We start from the raw sequence: 20,145 nt of genomic DNA on the forward strand, positions 1-20,145 counted from the left end.
AGGAAAGTTATTTATGTTGAATTTTTCCCTTCTAAAGCCGAAGCAATGAAAAGAGAAAAGTATTTAAAAACTGGAATTGGAAGAGAATTTATTAAAAATTTAATCCACAACTAATAACCTAATTAACTCCCATTATTGAGATTGAGCAAAGATTCTAATAAACTTTATTCCTCAAAGCTAATTATATCAAGCTACTACAAGAAATAAAACATTTTTTAAAGTTTTTAGTTGCAATTCTCGAATTTAGATGTACCTTTGCACCCACATCGCGGGATAGAGCAGTAGGCAGCTCGTCGGGCTCATAACCCGAAGGTCACAGGTTCGAGTCCTGTTCCCGCTACTAAGTAGCCTTATTGAGATTACAAAACGCACATCGCGGGATAGAGCAGTAGGCAGCTCGTCGGGCTCATAACCCGAAGGTCACAGGTTCGAGTCCTGTTCCCGCTACTAAGAAAAAGCTTCAGAGAAATCTGAAGCTTTTTTGTTTATATTACTTTTAAAATTAAACTTCCTCCAAATTTAATTTGATTTAAATTACTTAATTTAGATTGTCAGTGCGAAGTCAGGAGACATTCGCAAAGCGTTTCATAATAACACGTGGGAGAGCTGGGGAAGATAGGTCCAAAATTCTAATTATTTTTTTACATACTAGTGGATACTGGATAATCTAGGTACATAACTTACCTTTTTGTTATACTTCCTCTTTCTTAATAAGCACTGTTTACTTTAAGAAGCTAAATAAACTTTCCTTATTTTTTAAATATTAGAAAATATATTATTAGAAAAATTAAAATGTAAAAAATGAAGGGTCATGGTTAACCTTCCAAGCATTAGATAGTCTAGGAAACAATTCCTTTTCACCAGATATAGTTTTCCAATTCATAATTTTCTCTCTAATTTCTAACTCTGCTTTACCATAAACAAATTCTTTTTGTTGGCTAATATGTGTAATTTTAATTTTGGCTTTACCAGATTTTAGCTGACCATTTATAGAAAGGGCAACGGGGTAGGATTTATTATTTGGATAGTACGTTCCTGTAATTTTTCCATCATCTAAATTAGTTTCAATAACAAAAGATAAATATGGTAAAGGCTGTGGATTTATAATATCTCCTTCTGAACCCCATGCTCCATTGAAAAACTCCCTTTTCTTAACTTGCTTTTTCTTAAAAACACCGTAAATAAAATACAAACCAGTACAAATTGCCGAAATTAAAGCAATTAGCATTGCTACAAAACTTATATAATCGGACTTAGAAAATGAATCTTTACTCACTTCTAAACCATTTAATCGTCTTTCCGTTTCTTTTGCTGTGTATGTTGTATACTTTACAAATTCACTATCTGATTTTCTTGCTTTTTCTAAAACAATTATTCTATTTTGTAAATTTAAAACGAGAGAATCTTTATTGTCCATTTTATTTATTATTTCTTGATATTCTTTCTAATTTTAAATGCTTATAATTTATCAACATAAGATGTTTTTTTTATAAAGATAATCGCAAACATAAACAATCTTATAAAAATCATCAATAAACTCGTTAAATTTTTCAAGATTTCCCGCTACTAGAAAAGCCTCAGAGAAATCTATAGCTTTTTTTATGGTTCAAGCTAAAAATTAAAAAAGCTCAAGAGACTTCTAAAAATTCACAATTTAAAAGAAACCAAAAAAAAATGCGCAAAGTCCACAGAGACATTTGCGCAGTTTTTATGAGAAGACTTGAATAAAGAATATTACCAAATTGTTATTCTGTCTTTTTTGGGCAAAAACATTTTATCTCCAGCTTGTACATTAAATGCTTCGTAAAAAGGTGTCGTATTCATTAAAGGACCATTAACTCGCCAATTTGGTGGAGAATGAGGATTATTGTTAATCCACAAACGCAGGAACTCGTCTTTCATTTTTACTCTCCATATTTTCGCAATAGAAATAAAAAAACGTTGGTCTGGAGTAAAACCATCAATTTTTGTATTTCCTTGTCCTTCTTCAGTCATTTTAAAAGCATCATAAGCAACTGCTATTCCAGCAATATCTGCCGTATTTTCGCCAACTGTCATTGCACCATTAATATGTAAATCACCTAAAACGGTATAAGTACTATACAAATTGATAACCTGTTGTATTCTTGCCTTAAACTGAGCATAATCCTCTTTTGTCCACCAGTTTTTTAAGTTACCATTCTTGTCATATTGAGCACCTTGATCATCAAAAGTATGGGTTATTTCGTGACCTATAACCATTCCAATACCTCCGTAGTTAAGCGCATCATCTGCATTATTATCAAAATATGGGGGTTGTAAAATACCTGCAGGAAAAACAATTTCATTTGCAGTAGGGTTATTATAGGCCGTAACTGTTGGAACTGTAGTAAACCATTCTGATTTATCGACTGCTTTGCCCAATTTTGCCAATTGAAATTGATTTGCAACTGAAGCCGCCGAAACCATATTCTCAAAATAAGTATTTCTAGCTATGTTTACTTTGCTATAGTCTTTCCATTTATCAGGATATCCTATTTTCTTAGTAATGGCAAACAACTTTTCCTTAGCTTTTTGTTTCGTACTTTGACTCATCCATTCTAATTTATCAATTCTTTTGGCATACGCTTTTTGAAGATTATTCACCAAGATCAACATTCGTTTTTTAGCATCTTCTGAAAAATATTTCTTTACATACAATTCACCCAACGCTTCACCTAAGTAATTATCAACAACATTAGCCATTTTTTCTCCACGTGTTTTTTGAACAGCTTGACCAGAAAGCACTTTGGTATACTCAAACGAGGCATCTACAAAAGGCTTACTTAAATCATCTGAATATCTTTCTATAGAATTTGCTTTCAAGTAAATTTTCCAATTAGTAATGGGGATGGTTTTTAATAACTTATTAAGGGCATCATAATAGGCAAGTTGTCCTACATTAATAGAATCGGTTTTTGCACCTAAATTGTTTAAAAAAGTAGTCCAGCCAATATTGGGATGTCTTTTTACAAGATCTGTGACAGCCATTTTATTATAATTTGCTTGCACATCTCGAAGTTCCACTTTTGTTTTATGCGAAACGGCGAGTTGTTTGTCGATGTCATAAACCAAATTAGCATTCTTTTTAGCCTCTATAGCATTACTACCTGTTTGTTGAAATAATGTAGAAAGGTATTTTTTGTACGCTTCCTGTATGGCAACAGTTGATGAATCTGATTTAAAATAATAGTCCCTGTCAGGCAAACCGATACCCGTTTGATAGATTTGGGCTATGTTCATACTACTATTTTTTTCATCGGGTGACACACCAAAACCTATAATAGAAGAATTGTCTACTTTTACTTGATCAACTACAAAGTTCATTAAAGACGGTAAATCACTAATTGCATCAATTTTGGCAAGTAAAGGCTTGATAGGTGTATAACCGCGTTTTTCAATCGTTACTGTATCCATACCTGATGCATAAAAATCTCCAACCTTCTGCGCTATACTTCCTGCTGAATTCTTGCTTTGCGAAATACTATCCAATATTCCTTGCAGACGCATTCGTTGTGGGTAATTCATAAACATATAGGTACCAACTCCGGATTGCGATGCAGGTATCTTTACAGAATCATACCATTTGCCATTTACATATTTAAAAAAATCATCACCAGGTCGCAATGTGGAATCTATTCCAGTGATAGCAATATTTTTTTCCCCTTGATGTTTGGAGCAAGCTGTAAAAGCTATGAATGCAATGAAGAGTAGTAATGAATTTTTCATAATCTAAATTATTTCTATTAAAGTGTAGTAAAACGCTTGAAGTTTGATATTTTAAAATGTATATGCCTGGCATAGCTAATTTTAGCAGAACAATATACGAATTCAGTTTTTAATTATAAAGTTTTTTGTTAGAATGGTTCCCACTTACTTCAGAGAAATCTGAGGCTTTTTTTATGTTCATTTTGAAAATTGATTAAAAATTACCCATAAAGAAGTCACCAATTCGCACTTTCGTTCTAAAAATACTTCTTCATAAAAAATCTTATAACAATGACTGAAGTATTATATCAATATAAAATTTAAATGGTATTGTATAACAAAACAGCCTTTAAAAAGGGTAAATTTCGAATAATTTATTAATAATAAAATTATGAGAAATTTTTCAATACTTCTGATATCACTTTTCTTTTTATCCTGTCAGCAAAAAGAAAACAAGCAAGATGCTGATATCAGTTCAGATGTTGATCCCAAAGGAAAAAAAATAGAACAGCAAAAAGAACAAAACAAACAAATAGATGACACCATAGCTATGAATTTTAAAAATCAAGAAGGTTTTTATATAGCAGAGGGCTCAATAGATTCTATTGATTCGAGAGTTTATCTAAAATTTAATAATGAAAATTTCAAACAGCTAGATGCAAAGATTGTCCCTACTACAGGAAAGGGAAACATCCGTTTCAACCAAATTATTTTCCCTGATAAAACCTCAGATGGCCCATTTGGAATGGATTTAAAAATTGACCTTAAACAAAAAGGAAATTACATTATAGTAATTGGACATTCATTAATGGCAGATAATCCTTTTTATGGAAAATTTAAAGTTCAGCTTGACGCAAAAAAATAGCAGAATAAAAAGCACCTTTTGATGGAGCTAATATATGTTAGAAAACCAAAAAAGATCAAACATTATTAAATGTTTGATCTTTTTTGGATACTTAAATATAAGCAATTTAATCTTGTAAATTATAGGGATAATTAGTGACCGTCAAATTCTCTGCGGTTATAAAAAGCATCATTATCACTGTCAGAATCATCGCGAGACTTCTCATCAGGATAATAGGAATCAAATACTTTTTTTTCATAGTTCCTGTCAAAATTTTGCTCTCGATTATATCGTGTTGTTTTTCTAAAAGTATTATAATCTATACTATTAGCCATGACAATTTTTGTGTCTTTATTTATGGTTACAGATCCAATAGGTATAATAATATGGCTATCTCCATCCTTATACATAAATTCATTTACACTTTCGTTTGTTATAGCTTCATGAACTTCATTTTTACTGTCTTCTATTAATCCTTTATCGACATTGACATCTAAATAAACTACGCGTTGCATATCTTTATTTACCCATAGATTGTCGACTTTACCAATAGTGCGGTTATCTGCATCTACAATTTTCCAACCTCTTACGTCCGAATAGTCTGAAGACACTTTATAATCAGAAAGTTCATCTAGTCGGTATAAATTTTTAACTTTATTTTCCATATCTCTTTATTTTTAATAGTATCAATTTATTTATTCTCTAAATCTTTTTACAGAAATTAATATGCAATCATTACTCTGTTGATAATTTCAGAGAACCTTTTCTGCCTCTTTTCTTTAGCATAATACAAGCAAAGCAGCTATTAATTAACTATAAAATTTCACACTATATAGAGTGATTTATTTCCACAACTTTCCTAATTAATTTGCTGTAGTATCTACACTTGTAGTGTTTTCGATCACTGTTGTGTTTTGAACCTGAGTTCCATTATCTTTCAAAAAGATGAAATATACAAGCGCTGCTATTAACACTATTGCTATAACCCATGGCCATATCGGCTTCTTTTTCTCAATTTTAATTTCTGCCATAACTAATTTTTTATAATTATTAATATTCAACTTTTATTTAAACTAAAGGTACAAATGAGTATGTATTACTAAGTATTTAATTTCAACTATAAATTACATAATTCCCAGCAACCTAAAAATTAACTATTTAAAATATTTTTGGAAAATTAAAGTTGAGAATCAAAAATTAAGATCAATGCTATTTTAATCTTAAAGAAAGATTGAAATTAAAAACCCATATAAAATAACATACCAACTATGAGTTCCCAAGGTTGAATTACAAAAAAATAGCCACAGATTAAATTAATTTTCACAGAATAAATCTTTTTAATCATATTAAGCTGCGGCTAAAAATTTTAAACCTAAAGAAAGATGTACATAAAGCACTCAGTTTTAAACTCAATTTATTGCCTATAAACACTCATAAATCAATCAATTTTTATTCACCAAATAAAATTCTGCGCACAAAATCAAAAGATACTCGTAAAGCAATTCATAGGAACTTTTTTAAAACAACAGAAATAAACAAGTCGTAAAAGTTATTTAAATCGAAATCTCTTTTACTTTTACCAAATGTTAGAAATTCTTTATCAAGATGAATATATTATAGCCATTAATAAACCCAGTGGATTGCTGGTTCACAAATCATTTTATGCACGCGATGCTAAAGTGTACGCCATTCAAGAATTGAGAAATCAAATTGGAGGGCAACACGTATATCCTATTCATCGTTTAGACCGCAAAACATCTGGTGTCTTGTTATTTGCTTTAGATAAGGAAGTTTTAAAAATTATGAATGATAGTTTTGCCACGCGTGAAGTCGAAAAAAAATATTTAGCCATTTTACGCGGTTGGTCACCTGAAGAACTAACGATTGATTATGACTTAACCAACGACGATGACATTACACAAAATGCAGTAACCTATTTTCATCGTTTACAAAATACTGAAATTACTTTAGAATTTAATAACAAACCAACTTCACGCTATTGTTTGGTAGAAGCGATTCCAGAAACGGGACGCATGCATCAATTGCGAAAACATTTCAAGCATATTTTTCATCCCATTTTAGGAAGTCGTCCTCATGGTTGTAATAAACAGAATAAATTATGGTTGGAGAATTATGAACTAAAAGGAATGATGCTTCATGCACATCAGTTAATTTTTAATCATCCCATAAAAAACGAACAAATTATCTTGAATGCCAAGATTAATGAAGAGTTTAGTAGAGTAGGAACCATTTTAAATCTAGATTTAAGTCAGTATCAATAGAATCATAATTTTTAAATGTTTTTCATATTGTATTGTTTAAAACTCACGCCAAAATACTATTATTACTGAAAACCGATTCAATATCTATTCCCCAAAAATTAAAAAAAGTAACTTATAAATAGCGTCTTTTTTATTCCATGCAATTCCTCAAAATAATCTGTAGTATTACATTTTTCTAAAAAATATACAGAAGAGAACAACAATCATTATTTAATTTAAAACGAAACAGGCTGATAAGTAAGAAAAGTTTATCTACTTTTGCCTTCGCAATGGTTTACCTATACTTTTCGGTATAGCTAACTAAGAGGGAATCAGGTGTAAATCCTGAACAAGCCCGTTACTGTAAGTTCCATGCAACATTTTGACAGATTTCTTTTATTAGTAAATCTTAACTTTTGCCACTGTTTTATCTGCATGATATAATGGGAAGGCGGTTCAAAATGGGAACAAGTCAGGAGACCTACCACTGCAAATACATTGAAGCTTTCGCGGACCAGAGCTTTCAAACACAAAAATTCAGAATCATATTTGATTTTAATGAATTCAATTACATCTATTTTTTTTAAATAGCCACATTGTTATGCACTTATGTAAATTAAGATTGTATCGTCTGTTACATGGTGGATTATTGTTGTTCGTATGGATTATATTTTCAAATCCAGTCGTTGCACAAAATAATCTTCCTGTACCTAAAAAAGAATCTGATTCTTTAAAACCACATCCTTTGAGTGAGGTGATACTGTATTTAAATAAGCGAGAATTTAAAATCGAATCGCCTATGCCAGTTCAAATTTTATCTGGCAAGCAATTAGAAAAACTAAATAGCCTTTCTGTTGCTGATGCTATTCGATATTTTTCCGGTGTTCAACTTAAAGATTACGGCGGTATTGGCGGATTAAAAACAATCAATGTTCGCAGTTTAGGGAGTGCACATACAGCGGTTTTTTATGATGGAATGACAGTAGGTAATGCGCAAAATGGACAAGTAGATTTGGGTAAATATTCCCTTGATAATATAGAAGCCATAGAATTATATAACGGCCAAAAATCCTCTATTTTTCAACCAGCGAGAGGTTTTTTTGCCTCTAACACACTCTTTCTTAGATCGAAAACACCAGAATTTAAAAAGGATAAAAATACAAATGTGCGTACTGCATTAAAAACAGGCTCGTTTGGACTTTTTAACCCTTCCCTACTACTAGAACAAAAGCTTTCTCAAAAAACCTCTTTTACTACGAGCGTAGAATGGACAAAAGCAGACGGACATTATAAATACCGTTATCAAAAAAAAGCCGGTTATGACACAACAGCTGTAAGACAAAATGGCGACGTTGCGGCCTTTAGAGGAGAAATTTCATTCAACTCAAAGATTAGCGAAACAGCAAAAGCAAGCTTGAAAGCCTACTTTTATAATTCAGAACGAGGATTACCTGGGGCGATTGTAGCTAATAACTACGACCATATTCAGAGACAATGGGATAGTAACTTTTTTATTCACGGCTCTTATCAAAACTCATTTTCGGATGCATATGATTTACTAGCCAATGTGAAATTTAGCAAAGACTTTAGTCGTTATCTGGATCCAGATTACAAAACGCTAGAAGGTGCTCTAGACAACAAATACTATCAAAATGAATTTTATGCCTCAATTGTAAATCTGTACAAGATAAATAAATGGTGGAAAATAGCGCTAGCAACTGATTTTTCAATTAACACTTTAGAGGCTAATTTATATCGTTTCCCCTATCCTACCCGATATTCCTATCTCGGTGCTTTATCCAGTGAGATGCATTGGAATCGTCTAGACATTCAAGCAAGTCTTTTAGATGCTTATGTAGATGAGCAAGTCAAATATTATCAGCAGGGAAAAAATCAGAATGTATTTTGTCCGGTACTCTCCGCTTCCTATCAACCCTTAGAAAATAAGAATTTCAGAGTGCGTGCTTTTTATAAGGAATCTTTTAGAATGCCAACTTTCAATGACTTGTATTATACTTTTATTGGCAACAGTTCCTTGAAACCAGAATTCACAACACAGTATAATTTTGGAACCACTTATTTGCTTGAACCTAGAAAATTTTTACAAACTGCCTCTTTTCAAGCTGATGTTTATTACAATCGTGTAAAGGATAAAATAATTGCCATGCCGTCTTCTAATTTATTTCGATGGACAATGATGAATTTAGGAGAAGTTGAAATCAAGGGATTAGACATCAATTTTAATATGATTTTCAAACTACCTGCAGAAATAGCACTAGATCTAGGCCTCTCTTACACTTATCAAATCGCAAGAGACATTACTCCAAAAGGCAGCACCTACGGAGACCAAATTCCTTATATACCAAAAAATAGTGGAACACTAACCTCCAGCATTAACTGGAAAAAATGGCAACTAAATTATAGTTTTATTTATACTGGTGAACGTTACAGTCAGAAAGCAAATATCCCTGTAAACTATGTACAACCTTGGTACACCAGTGATATGGCTGTAATTTGGGACACTACAATTTTAAAAAAACGTATAAAAATTGGTGCTGAGGTAAACAATTTAATGAATCAATATTATGATGTAGTCTTAAATTTTCCGATGCCTGGACGAAATTATCGATTAAACCTCGCTATTAATTTTTAAAAAAACAACCTAAAAAGTCAAATTATGAAAACAACAAAAAAAAATTTAATTCTTCTGATAGTCGTAATAAGCAGTTTTACTTCTTGTCAAGGTGATGATCCTATAATTAAAGAAGAAATAGTAGAACTTCCTTCACAAACACCAACAGCGGTTGAGGGTTTCTATCTTTTGAACGAAGGAAACATGAGTTCTAATAAAGCTTCATTAGATTATTATGATTACAAAACAGGAGTTTATAAACGTAACATTTACAGTCAAGCCAATCCAGAAGCTACGTTAGGGTTAGGAGATGTAGGAAATGACATTGCTGTTTATGGTAATAAAATTTATGCCGTTATAAACAACTCAAATAAAGTTGAAGTGATGGACGCGAAAACTGCAAAGCGTCTAAAGGTTATTGATTTAAAGAACGGACGTTACGTGACTTTTGGTAACGGAAAAGTATATGTGAGCTCTTATGATGGCGAAATAGGTTTAGATAACAACACTCCAAATGGTTTTGTTGCCGAGATTGACACAACCTCGCTAAACATAGGCAGAACAGTAAAAGTAGGCCGACAACCTGAAGGATTAGCCGTATTGGGACAGAAACTATATGTTGCTAATTCTGGAGGATACAATCCTACTGATTATGAAAGAACCGTATCTGTAATTGATTTAAAAAAATTTACAAAGACAAAAGATATTGATGTGGCTATTAACTTAAATCGTCTAAAAGTAGATAGTGATGGCGATATTTATGTAAGTTCTCGTGGAGATTATTATTCTATTGCCTCCAAATTATTTGTGATAGATTCAAAAACTGATTTAGTAAAAAAAACATTTGACATTGCCTGCGCAAATTTATGGATTGCCGGAGATCAAGCCTATGTAATTGGTTCAGAATTTAACTACACTACTTTCGAGAATGTAATTACTTACTCGCTCATAAACACAAAAACAGAAACCCTTTTACCGCAATCTTTTTTACCAAAATCTGTTAGCGATTTAATAACAACTCCCTACGGAATTGCGGTAGATCCAATATCATTTAACATTTATATCACCGATGCAGGAGATTATGTGTCTCCAGGAAAATTATACTGTCTTGATAAAGATGGAAACACAAAATTTACGGTGACTACCGGTGACATTCCAGCTCATATTGCTTTCAAACAAAAATTCAAATAACAATTAATAACCCTTTAAGTAATTCTAAAAATGAAAAAAATTCTATTTGCTTTGTCCCTAATCTTGACGTTGGCTGCTTGCTCTGATGACGAAATAGTCTCACCAGAAATTGAAATCACAACACCTAGTGGTGGTTTTGCAGTTGATAAAATGCAATGGCTAAGAATCGCACCGGAATTAAAAAACGCTGACAAGGCAACATATACTTGGTCTTTAGATGGTAAAGAAATTGCAAACACAGTCAATTTACTTTATACTTTTGCAGAAGCTGGATCTCATAACCTAGTTTTTAAAGTAAAAAATGAAGGCGGAGAAAACTCAAAAACTTTTACAATAACGGTAAACGAAAAAAGCTACTTTAATAAAATAACTCGTGTATTTGATTATTTACCTGCACCTGGACAATCCATTAACAAACTTCCTACTGCAACTGCTAACGACACTGATGAAACCATGCGTCTTGCAGCGGAAACAAAATTATCAGCCAATAATATGATTAGTCTTGGTGGTTTTGGTGGTTATGTAACTTTTGGTTTTGACCATACCATAATCAATAAAGAAGGAAATGATTTTATTGTTCTAGGAAATGCTTTTGAAAATAATGCAGAACCAGGCATTATTATGGTTTCTTACGATGCAAACGGAAACGGTAAAGCTGACGATGAATGGTATGAAATTGCCGGTTCAGAATACAACAAACCGACCACGATAAAAAACTATGAAATCACCTATTACAAACCAGAAAGTGAGCCAGTAAGCCCAACTGAACTTAATTACATCAAATGGACAGATAATCAAAACCAAACTGGATACATTTCTAAAAACCAATACAACAAGCAAAGTTATTACCCTTTATGGAAAGGTGCGACAGTGACATTCAAAGGAACTTTTTTAAAATCTAATTTAGAGAAAAAGTCACTTTGGGTTACTCCTGCTTACGAATGGGGATATGCTGATAACTGGTCAAATATGGATGAGAAAGCTCAAATTGATATTAGTTGGGCTGTTGATAAAAATGGAAAATCTGTAAAATTAGCTGCAATTGACTTTATTAAAGTATATAGCTCTAATCGTGCAGAAAACAGTTCAACTGGAGAAGTTTCAACAGAAGTTTCTGGATTTACTGATTTAAATTTAAAATAAATTTTACTCTATATCAAATAAAAAAAGCTTCAGAAAAACTGAAGCTTTTTTTATTTATTAAAATAGAGTAATTAATTATGACTTTTAAAAGGTTTTAAATTAAAGAGGATTTATTAAATATAAAAAAACCTGTAGCAAATGAGCCAACAGGTTTTAACTAAGTTCACTAAAAACGATACTAAACCAACAAACAATTATTAAATTATAATGTAATTCTTAATCTTCTGATACAATAGCAGTATTTCTATCGGCTTTAACATTTAATAATACAGCAAGTCCCTGATCATTAAGCATAGTCATATTTAGAGTGTCTAAAAGAGCTAAATCTTTAGAAACAAAACCTTTAAACCTATTGTAAGAAATATTCATTTCTTTTAATTTATTTAATTTTTCTAATTCTAGTGGTACGCCACCATTCATTTTATTATCAAACAAGCTAAAATTTTCAAGTGCAACTAAATTTTTAACATCTTTGCTTAATTCACCTACGAAGTTATTACTATTTAGAAGCAAGGTTTTAATGCTTGTAATCGCATAAAGTGAATTGGGAATGTATCCTTCAATTTGATTGTTAAATAATGAAAGTGTTTCTAAATTTCTTAGGTTACCAATATTTTCAGGAAGTTGTCCTGAAAGTCCATTCATATACAATTGTAAATCCTTTAAATTAGATAATTCGCAAATTGAAGTAGGAATTTCACCTAAAAACTTATTAAAAGACAAATCTAAAACTCTCAATTCTTTTAATTTTCCAATAAAAGTAGGTATGGTTCCTGAAATTTGATTTTTGTGTAAATCTAAAACCTCAAGGTTAACCAAATTTACAATCTCAACTGGAAGTGCACCAACTAAGTTATTGTTTTCTAAATGAATCGCAACCACTTTATCATTTTGTACTGTAACACCATTCCAACTAGAAACTGGTGATGACAAATCCCACGTTGTCTTCCATTGTTTTCCATTTGTAGATTCATACAATTTTATCAATGCATTTTGCTCTGCAGGAGACACCTTAGCAAACATTGAAAAGGAAAATAATGCGATTAATAATAAGCTGTATAGTTTTTTCATGATCTTGATGTTTTCTTTAACACATTTAAAAATAACATCATTATCGCTAATCAACAAATAAAATCGATGAAATACACAATTAAATAATTAACAAAAATAAAAATCTTACATTTATATATGCTTTATTTTATTTTAATTGAACTAATAAATGTAAACTCTGCGTTACTAACATTTTATTAAAACTCTTTTTTGTCATAATTTCATTCAAAAAAAAAAATTAAAAAACTCCTTAGTTTGAAATGCCGCTTGTATATAAAAGGAAAAAGATTCCTCATGAAATAATATTAATTTACACTAATAAAAAAGAAATTCAACTTTTATAAAATGCTTTCAATATTTTTGGCAAGATCAATATCTTTATCGGTAACACCATCTGCATCATGTGTAGTTAGACGAATAGTTACTTTATTGTAGACGTTGAATAGTTCAGGATGGTGATTGGCTTTCTCTGCAAAAAGTCCAACTTGAACTATAAAACCTAAAGCTTTTGAAAAATCTAAAAATTTAAAATTTTTCTCTATACCATTATTATTAAATTTCCAGTCTTTAAGTTCTGATAACTCTTTTTGTATTGATTTTTCTGTATACGTTCTCATAATGCATTTTTTAATTTTTATAAAGTTAGTTAAATTTTAAAGAATCAGAAATATATTAACTTTATTGATTATTTTTGAAAAATATCTTTTTACAACTTGAATACAGAGTACTCTTTTACAATTTATAATTCTACTGAACAACTTCCTTCAAACTGGGACAGCATAGCAGTCTCAAGTGTTTTTTTATCTAAAAACTATTTAAAAGTACTAGAACAATCATCTCCTGAAAATATGATTTGTCATTATATTGGTATTTTTAAAAAAGAAAAATTAGTTAGTATTGCCCTTTGTCAATTTCTTGATTTAAACAAATTAGAATCTTTTGGAGAGCGAGATAAATGCATTAAAACTACCGTTAGAAATCTAGTTTTCAAAAACTTTGCCTCACAAGTATTAGTAGTTGGAAATAACATGTTGACTGGCCAAAACGCATATGCTTTACTAAACGAAATAGAGGAGAAAACCGTAATTGCATTATTACACGAAGCTACTAAAGAATTAAAAAAACGCTACAAATCAAAAGGGATCACGATCCACATTACTACATATAAGGATTTTAGTAAAACGCAAATTGAAAACTTTGAAACTTGCGAATTTAAGAATGATTATCAATTTTCGACACAACCTAATATGATTTTTTATATTAACGAAAATTGGAAAATAGAACAAGATTACATAGATTCTCTTTCAAAAAAATACAGAGATCAATATAAAAGAGCTCGCAAAAAAGCAGTAGGTATTGAAAAAAGAAAATTACATCTAGAAGAAATAATTTTACTAGAAGATGCTATTTATGACTTGTATTTTCATGTGGCAAAAAATGCTCCTTTTAATACTTTTTTCTTACCAAAAAATCATTTCAGAGTTTTTAAAGAAATTTTTAAGGACCAATTTCTTTTCTACGGTTATTTTTTAAATGAAGAATTAATTGGATTTAATACTTTAATAAAGAACGGAAAAACGATGGACACTTATTTTCTTGGATATAACGATACCATTCAAAGGGAAAAGATGTTGTATTTAAATATGCTCTACGACATGATTGCCTATTCTATCAAAAAAGATTTTGATGAAATTGTTTTTGCAAGAACAGCTTTAGAAATTAAAAGTTCTGTAGGTGCTAAACCCGTAAAAATGTACGGAATTATATCGCATAATAATTCGATAGTAAATTCATATATGTCAAAAATATTCAAGTATTTAGAACCTGAAACCATTTGGCAAGAGCGAAATCCTTTTAAATAATAATATTTATACAACGGGAATTGCGACTTTCATTTGTTTTGGTAAAATTTCGATATTGAGTTTAGTTTCAGCTCCACAATATTCACCATCAATTTGAAAACTTACAGGAACGTTAGTAGCAATTACTGCTTTAGCAGTAGAAATAATTTCGACATCATTATTATCCAAAGGCATATTCCCAGTAATAATTTTCCCTAAAACAACTAAATCCATATTCTTTAAAATTACCAATTCAAACTTTCCATCGTCCATTATTCCGTTTGGATTTATAGAAACGCCTGTGCCATATTTTTGTGAATTGGCAATAACAATCATTCTTGCTTCACATTCAACCGTTGGAAAATCACCGGTGATAGTAGCGGTAAATGGATCGTCTAAATCAATTAAGGTGTTTACTGTTTGCAAGGCATAACCCAATTTTCCTCGAATACTGCTGTTTTCATAGTTTTTTATCATTTCGGCATTGAGACCAAGATCACTCAAATGAATGCTTTTTTTTCCGTTGATGGAAATCATATCCATTTCCATATAGTGATTATAAAATGCAATTGGCAAATTCTCTTCAATTGTAGTCGGCAAATTTAAGTCTACTGCTAGACCATTTGCAGAACCTGCAGGCAAAATACCAATAATAATATCTTCATCTTCTAGGGCTTCAGCAACCATTTTTATAGTTCCATCACCTCCAGCAACTATTACTCGCTCTGTTTTATGACTCTTATAAAATTCTTTTAGGCGATCACTATCTGATACTCCAGAAGTTTTGAAAATGTGGATATTAAAATTTTCCTTTTCTGCAAAAGCAGTTATGGTATTAATTAATTCAGTCTTATCAATACCTCCTGAAATAGGATTTACAACTAGGATACAATTATTTTTCAAAATTTATTCTGCTTTATTGATTAAAAATCTTTAAATTCATCTACTTTCAAAAGTACTACAATATATGAAACCAATTTTAAAATTATATCGAGGTTACGCAAATGAACAAGAATTAATTGTTATGGGTCATGTTTTTAAACCTACAACTACTGAAGAATATAATTTTCAAAAAAAAAAATTCAAAAATGCGAGATCTATTATCCGATTATTTAGAATTAAAACACAAAGCAATGCAGATGTTTATTTGAATCACTGTAATACTAAAATTCACACTAAAACCCTTAAAGATGGCTACTTTAAGTTTTGCGTTCCATTAGATCAAAATAATGCGTATGGCTGGATTGATTATGAAGTAAGCATCATTTATAATAAAGAGGTCATTAGCACAACTGAAAGCTATATTAGACCACACAAAGGGAATTTAGGCATTATTTCGGACATTGATGATACCTTTTTGATTTCTCACACCAAAAGCCCTTTAAAAAAATTATACATCTTATTATTTAAAAATATAGATAAAAGGAAAGTTTATACCGATGTTGTAACTCATTATCAAGCTTTAAGTACAGCCAAAAGAGACAACAAAGATGAATTTAATGTTTTTTTCTACGTATCTAGTAGTGAATGGAACTTATATTATTTCATTAAAAAATTCACTCAAATTCATAATTTACCTAAAGCAGTTTTACTTCTAAAAGATATTAAAACAAGCTTAAAAGATTTTTTATGGACTGGTAGAGGAGATCACAATCACAAATTTGAAAAGGTAAAACACTTATTAGAATTTTACCCCAATTTACAATATATACTTCTAGGTGATGATTCCCAGCAAGATGCTTTTTTATATGAAGCAATATGCAAAATATTTCCCGTTACTGTAAAAGCAGTTTACATTAGGCAAACCGGAAGCGTTAAAAAAGAAAAAGTAATCACTGTTTTAAAAAATTTAGAAACTTTAGATGTTGCTGTGTGCTATTTCAAAGACAGTAGCGAAGCTATTGCACATTCAAAAGCTATTGGAATAATAGAATAAAAAAAAGAGTCCCGTTTTAGGACTCTTTTTTTATTAGGCATTATCTATCTCTTCTTGAACTAATTCCCAATCGAGAAGTAGTTTGTCTAATTCTGCTTTTTTCTTATTGTATGCAGTAAAAAACTTAGCATCTTCTATGTGTTTGTCATAATTAGAAGCAAGCATTTTATCATCTTGCTGAATATCTCTTTCTAATTGTTTGATTTGACTTTCAACTTTACTTAATTTATTTTGCAAAGCCTTCCCTTTTTTCTGATCTTCATAAGAGGCTTTATTACTTTCTTTTGGCGAAGTCGCTTTTTGAGCATCTTTTTTCTCCACTTCACGCATATTTTCCATATTGCGCTGTTCTAAGAAATAATTAATATCTCCTAAATATTCTTTTATTTTTTGGTCTTTAAACTCGTACACTAAGTTTGACATTCCTTGCAAAAAATCCCTATCGTGAGAAACTAACAATAAAGTTCCACCAAATTTTTGCAATGCTGCTTTCAACACGTTTTTAGATTTTATATCCAAGTGATTCGTAGGCTCATCCATCAACAATACATTGATTGGTTGCAAAAGTAATTTACAAAGCGCTAAACGGTTTCTTTCTCCTCCAGAAAGCACTTTTACCTTCTTTTCTACATCATCACCTCTAAACAAGAAAGAACCCAGCATATCACGTACTTTCATACGATTCGTATCTGCTGCTGCATCTTCCATCGTTTGAAGTAAGGTAATTTCGCCATCCAAATACTCTGCTTGGTTTTGTGCAAAATAACCCAATTGTACATTATGCCCTAGTTTAATATTTCCTTGGTATTCAAACTCATCTACGATAGCTTTGATAAAAGTAGATTTACCTTGACCATTTTGTCCCACAAAAGCAATTTTACTTCCGCGCTCTACTAAAAGATTAATATCTTTTAAAATGGTTTTATCACCATAACTTTTAGTAACATTTTCTGCTTCTATCACTACTCTTCCTGGCTCTTTTGAAACTGGAAATGTAATATTCATTACTGAATTATCATCTTCATCAACTTCTATGCGCTCTACTTTGTCTAATTTCTTGATTAAAGACTGTGCCATAGAAGCTTTAGATGCTTTCGCACGGAACTTTTCGATTAACTTCTCTGTTTCTTCAATTTTTTTGGCTTGATTCTTTTGTGTTGCCAATTGCTTTTCACGAATTTCATGACGCAATTCTAAATATTCTGAGTAAGGCTTATTGAAATCGTATGCTTTTCCTAATGAAATCTCGATAGTTCTATTAGTTACATTGTCCAAGAACATTTTATCGTGAGATACAATCACTACAACTCCCGCATAATTACGCAAAAAACTTTCTAACCAAATAATACTCTCAATATCCAAGTGATTGGTTGGCTCATCCAGCAATAAGATATCATTAGATTGCAGCAACAACTTAGCTAATTCAATACGCATTCTCCATCCACCAGAAAAAGTCTCGGTTTGATTGTCAAAAACTTCACGTTTAAATCCTAAACCCAGTAAGATTTTCTCTGTATCACCTACATAATTATAACCACCAAGCAATTCAAATCGATGGGTGTAATCAGATAAATCTTCTATAATTTGACTATACTCTTCACTTTCATAGTCTGTACGAGTAACCAATAAATGATTAATTTGTTCAAGCTTTTTTTCTACAATTTTAATTTCTGTAAATGCTTCATAGGCTTCTTCCAAGACAGTTCTTCCTTCTTCAAAATCGATATCTTGACGTAAGAATCCCATTTGAACTTCTTTCTCTGTTGCAATCTGACCAGAATCGGGTTTGAAATCTCCAGCTAGAATTTTAAGCATTGTTGATTTTCCAGCACCGTTTTTTCCAACAAGACCAACTCTGTCTCCAGCACCCAATCGAAAGGTAACTTCTTCAAATAAATAAGAACCGCCAAAGGAAACAGATAAATTGTGTATATTAAGCATGTATTATGGTTTTATTCCTTTTTGAATATGTAAATTTGTAACTCCAAAAAAGGAAAAATTAAATTTTTTGCAAATGTTAAAAAAAGGATCCAAATTATATAGCATTTTAACAGGAACTTGTCCTAAATGTCAGAATGAGAGTATGTATTTCGACAAAAACATACTTCATTTGGATAAAATTTTAAAAATGAACGATACTTGCAGTCATTGTGGATTAAAATATCAAATAGAACCCTCTTTTTTTTATGGCGCAATGTATGTTAGTTATGGTCTAAATGTCGCCATCGGAATCGCTGCTTTTATCATTTCATTTTTGTTTTTTAGCTCAAGTCTAAAAGTAGCTTTTATAGTAATTATTGCAGCTATTGTTTTATCATTTCCATTTGTTTTGCGTTGGTCTAGAAACATTTACATTAACATGTTTGTTTCCTATGATCCAAAAACAAATTTAAAATAATATTATTTTTTAATCTTCTTGTAAAACCTTTTTATATCGACTTCGATATCTAAAGGTTTTTTTAATTCTATAAACTCAAAAAGAGCTTTCGCCATCGCTGGCCCTAGCATTACTCCTCTAGTTCCTAATCCATTCAGAATATGAATTGAATTATATTCAGCATGCGTTCCTAAAAGTGGTCTTCTGTCTTTTACAGTAGGACGAACACCTGCAAAATGAGATATAATTTCAAAATCACAGGTAATAATTTCCTTAATTCGCTCTATTAACTCTAATTTTCCTTCTTCTGTTGGCAAATCAGTTTTATCTTTCCAATTGTAAGTAGCACCAATTTTAAATAAATCGTTCCCTAAAGGCAAAATAAAAACGCTAGTATTAACAATTACATCTAAAGATAGTTCTGGTGCTTTTATAATAAAAAGCTCCCCTTTGGTACCGTCTAAGGGCAAATCATTAAAATACGGATTGGAATGTAAACCGAAACCTTCAGCAAAAATAATATGCTTTGCTTGAATATCTTTATAACTAATGTAACTTGATTCAACCTGCAAAGCTTTGTAATCAAATTTATCTTTAAGAAACAAATTATTTGATTTTAAATATTCTCTGTATTTATTTAAAAGCAATGAAGTATCAACGTAACCCGTCTCTAAAACTTCACCATATCCATATGGCGAATCTATACTCTCATATTTTTTTGAAATTAATTGAGTAGATAAAAAAGGAGTCAAAGCAATTTTATCTGAAGCTGAAAACCAATTATTTTGTTCTTCTATTGAAAAAAACTTCCTTAATATGGGAGTTTTAAAATCGACTTTACAAGCTATTTTTTTTTCAATAGTATCATAAAAATCAACCATCAATTCCAACTGTTCCTTTGCTTTCCATACTTCACTAAAACGTTTTAATATAACTGGATTATAAAGTCCACCAGCAATTTTAGAAGAATTTTGAGAGTCATCATCCAAAACAAATATAGTTTTTCCATTATTCAATGCTATTTCTGCGAATGAAATTCCTGCTAACCCACAACCTACAATTAAGTAATCAACCATTTGAGATACGTTCTATTAAAAAAGCAAATATAAGTCTATAAAAACAAAAAAACTCTTACTACAAGAGT

At 30.9% G+C, this 20,145-nt stretch carries 17 protein-coding genes, 2 tRNA genes and 1 riboswitch; of the genes, 10 read left to right on the top strand and 9 right to left on the bottom strand.

Going from position 1 to position 20,145, the window contains the following annotated elements; translation table 11 throughout:
* Positions 1-267 precede the first annotated feature (267 nt).
* Together H2650_RS00005 and H2650_RS00010 are read left to right on the top strand one after the other, a co-directional pair.
* A tRNA-Met gene (locus tag H2650_RS00005) sits at positions 268-340 on the top strand.
* A gap of 34 nt (positions 341-374) precedes the next feature.
* Positions 375-447: transfer RNA gene (locus H2650_RS00010), tRNA-Met, on the top strand.
* A 340-nt stretch (positions 448-787) separates the two neighbouring features.
* On the opposite strand, the gene H2650_RS00015 is transcribed toward H2650_RS00010, so the two are convergent.
* On the bottom strand, positions 788-1,417 hold the full coding sequence (locus tag H2650_RS00015; protein ID WP_188048714.1) for a hypothetical protein: 630 nt from the start codon (positions 1,415-1,417) through the stop codon (positions 788-790).
* 317 nt (positions 1,418-1,734) lie between these two features.
* The gene (locus tag H2650_RS00020) at positions 1,735-3,747 is read right to left on the bottom strand and encodes a M13 family metallopeptidase (RefSeq protein ID WP_188048715.1); all 2,013 of its coding nucleotides are present in this window, start codon (positions 3,745-3,747) and stop codon (positions 1,735-1,737) included.
* Positions 3,748-4,117: 370 nt separating this feature from the next.
* Between H2650_RS00020 and H2650_RS00025 the strand changes: the two genes are divergently transcribed.
* Entirely contained in the window at positions 4,118-4,591 is a 474-nt protein-coding gene (locus tag H2650_RS00025) for a hypothetical protein (protein WP_188048716.1), read from the top strand.
* A gap of 131 nt (positions 4,592-4,722) precedes the next feature.
* On the opposite strand, the gene H2650_RS00030 is transcribed toward H2650_RS00025, so the two are convergent.
* Both H2650_RS00030 and H2650_RS00035 read right to left on the bottom strand, forming a co-directional pair.
* Positions 4,723-5,235: a PRC-barrel domain-containing protein gene (locus tag H2650_RS00030; RefSeq protein WP_188048717.1), complete on the bottom strand. Its 513-nt coding sequence runs from the start codon at positions 5,233-5,235 to the stop codon at positions 4,723-4,725.
* Between the two features lie 198 nt (positions 5,236-5,433).
* On the bottom strand, positions 5,434-5,601 hold the full coding sequence (locus tag H2650_RS00035) for a hypothetical protein (protein ID WP_188048718.1): 168 nt from the start codon (positions 5,599-5,601) through the stop codon (positions 5,434-5,436).
* A 552-nt stretch (positions 5,602-6,153) separates the two neighbouring features.
* Here H2650_RS00035 and H2650_RS00040 point away from each other — a divergent pair.
* From H2650_RS00040 to H2650_RS00055, 4 genes are all read left to right on the top strand, one after another.
* On the top strand, positions 6,154-6,852 hold the full coding sequence (locus H2650_RS00040; protein ID WP_188048719.1) for a pseudouridine synthase: 699 nt from the start codon (positions 6,154-6,156) through the stop codon (positions 6,850-6,852).
* 253 nt (positions 6,853-7,105) lie between these two features.
* Positions 7,106-7,335, top strand: a riboswitch (cobalamin riboswitch).
* 97 nt (positions 7,336-7,432) lie between these two features.
* The gene (locus tag H2650_RS00045) at positions 7,433-9,484 is read left to right on the top strand and encodes a TonB-dependent siderophore receptor (protein WP_188048720.1); all 2,052 of its coding nucleotides are present in this window, start codon (positions 7,433-7,435) and stop codon (positions 9,482-9,484) included.
* Positions 9,485-9,508: 24 nt separating this feature from the next.
* A complete protein-coding gene (locus H2650_RS00050; protein WP_188048721.1) occupies positions 9,509-10,654 on the top strand; it encodes a YncE family protein in 1,146 nt (381 codons plus the stop codon).
* Between the two features lie 30 nt (positions 10,655-10,684).
* The gene (locus tag H2650_RS00055; protein WP_188048722.1) at positions 10,685-11,797 is read left to right on the top strand and encodes a PKD-like domain-containing protein; all 1,113 of its coding nucleotides are present in this window, start codon (positions 10,685-10,687) and stop codon (positions 11,795-11,797) included.
* Positions 11,798-12,013: 216 nt separating this feature from the next.
* Here H2650_RS00055 and H2650_RS00060 read toward each other — a convergent pair whose 3' ends face one another.
* Together H2650_RS00060 and H2650_RS00065 are read right to left on the bottom strand one after the other, a co-directional pair.
* A complete protein-coding gene (locus H2650_RS00060; protein ID WP_188048723.1) occupies positions 12,014-12,868 on the bottom strand; it encodes a leucine-rich repeat domain-containing protein in 855 nt (284 codons plus the stop codon).
* A 317-nt stretch (positions 12,869-13,185) separates the two neighbouring features.
* On the bottom strand, positions 13,186-13,464 hold the full coding sequence (locus H2650_RS00065; RefSeq protein WP_188048724.1) for a 4a-hydroxytetrahydrobiopterin dehydratase: 279 nt from the start codon (positions 13,462-13,464) through the stop codon (positions 13,186-13,188).
* 96 nt (positions 13,465-13,560) lie between these two features.
* On the opposite strand from H2650_RS00065, the gene H2650_RS00070 reads away from it, so the two are divergent.
* On the top strand, positions 13,561-14,709 hold the full coding sequence (locus tag H2650_RS00070; protein WP_188048725.1) for a peptidogalycan biosysnthesis protein: 1,149 nt from the start codon (positions 13,561-13,563) through the stop codon (positions 14,707-14,709).
* A gap of 6 nt (positions 14,710-14,715) precedes the next feature.
* On the opposite strand, the gene H2650_RS00075 is transcribed toward H2650_RS00070, so the two are convergent.
* Positions 14,716-15,591, bottom strand: coding sequence for a diacylglycerol kinase family protein (locus H2650_RS00075; RefSeq protein ID WP_188048726.1), 876 nt, complete (start codon positions 15,589-15,591; stop codon positions 14,716-14,718).
* 64 nt (positions 15,592-15,655) lie between these two features.
* On the opposite strand from H2650_RS00075, the gene H2650_RS00080 reads away from it, so the two are divergent.
* Positions 15,656-16,624: an App1 family protein gene (locus tag H2650_RS00080; protein ID WP_188048727.1), complete on the top strand. Its 969-nt coding sequence runs from the start codon at positions 15,656-15,658 to the stop codon at positions 16,622-16,624.
* A 33-nt stretch (positions 16,625-16,657) separates the two neighbouring features.
* Here the strand turns inward: H2650_RS00080 and H2650_RS00085 are convergent, their stop codons facing one another.
* Positions 16,658-18,565 (bottom strand): ABC-F family ATP-binding cassette domain-containing protein, encoded by a 1,908-nt coding sequence (locus H2650_RS00085; RefSeq protein ID WP_188048728.1) that lies wholly within the window; start codon positions 18,563-18,565, stop codon positions 16,658-16,660.
* Between the two features lie 73 nt (positions 18,566-18,638).
* Between H2650_RS00085 and H2650_RS00090 the strand changes: the two genes are divergently transcribed.
* Positions 18,639-19,022, top strand: coding sequence for a DUF983 domain-containing protein (locus H2650_RS00090; protein ID WP_188048729.1), 384 nt, complete (start codon positions 18,639-18,641; stop codon positions 19,020-19,022).
* A 2-nt stretch (positions 19,023-19,024) separates the two neighbouring features.
* Here H2650_RS00090 and H2650_RS00095 read toward each other — a convergent pair whose 3' ends face one another.
* Positions 19,025-20,077 (bottom strand): FAD-binding oxidoreductase, encoded by a 1,053-nt coding sequence (locus H2650_RS00095; RefSeq protein ID WP_188048730.1) that lies wholly within the window; start codon positions 20,075-20,077, stop codon positions 19,025-19,027.
* Positions 20,078-20,145 lie beyond the last annotated feature (68 nt).

The organism is Flavobacterium sp. GP15 (assembly GCF_014281985.1).
GTDB lineage: Bacteria > Bacteroidota > Bacteroidia > Flavobacteriales > Flavobacteriaceae > Flavobacterium > Flavobacterium pygoscelis.

What these genes read in the sequence shown, in the direction of transcription:
- H2650_RS00055 (WP_188048722.1), top strand. Translation starts at nt 10,685, where the DNA reads ATGAAAAAAATTCTATTTGCTTTGTCCCTAATCTTGACGTTGGCTGCT.
- H2650_RS00090 (WP_188048729.1), top strand. Translation starts at nt 18,639, where the DNA reads ATGTTAAAAAAAGGATCCAAATTATATAGCATTTTAACAGGAACTTGT.
- H2650_RS00020 (WP_188048715.1), bottom strand. Translation starts at nt 3,747, where the DNA reads ATGAAAAATTCATTACTACTCTTCATTGCATTCATAGCTTTTACAGCT.
- H2650_RS00045 (WP_188048720.1), top strand. Translation starts at nt 7,433, where the DNA reads ATGCACTTATGTAAATTAAGATTGTATCGTCTGTTACATGGTGGATTA.
- H2650_RS00030 (WP_188048717.1), bottom strand. Translation starts at nt 5,235, where the DNA reads ATGGAAAATAAAGTTAAAAATTTATACCGACTAGATGAACTTTCTGAT.
- H2650_RS00040 (WP_188048719.1), top strand. Translation starts at nt 6,154, where the DNA reads ATGTTAGAAATTCTTTATCAAGATGAATATATTATAGCCATTAATAAA.
- H2650_RS00085 (WP_188048728.1), bottom strand. Translation starts at nt 18,565, where the DNA reads ATGCTTAATATACACAATTTATCTGTTTCCTTTGGCGGTTCTTATTTA.
- H2650_RS00015 (WP_188048714.1), bottom strand. Translation starts at nt 1,417, where the DNA reads ATGGACAATAAAGATTCTCTCGTTTTAAATTTACAAAATAGAATAATT.
- H2650_RS00080 (WP_188048727.1), top strand. Translation starts at nt 15,656, where the DNA reads ATGAAACCAATTTTAAAATTATATCGAGGTTACGCAAATGAACAAGAA.
- H2650_RS00035 (WP_188048718.1), bottom strand. Translation starts at nt 5,601, where the DNA reads ATGGCAGAAATTAAAATTGAGAAAAAGAAGCCGATATGGCCATGGGTT.
- H2650_RS00050 (WP_188048721.1), top strand. Translation starts at nt 9,509, where the DNA reads ATGAAAACAACAAAAAAAAATTTAATTCTTCTGATAGTCGTAATAAGC.
- H2650_RS00060 (WP_188048723.1), bottom strand. Translation starts at nt 12,868, where the DNA reads ATGAAAAAACTATACAGCTTATTATTAATCGCATTATTTTCCTTTTCA.
- H2650_RS00025 (WP_188048716.1), top strand. Translation starts at nt 4,118, where the DNA reads ATGAGAAATTTTTCAATACTTCTGATATCACTTTTCTTTTTATCCTGT.
- H2650_RS00065 (WP_188048724.1), bottom strand. Translation starts at nt 13,464, where the DNA reads ATGAGAACGTATACAGAAAAATCAATACAAAAAGAGTTATCAGAACTT.
- H2650_RS00095 (WP_188048730.1), bottom strand. Translation starts at nt 20,077, where the DNA reads ATGGTTGATTACTTAATTGTAGGTTGTGGGTTAGCAGGAATTTCATTC.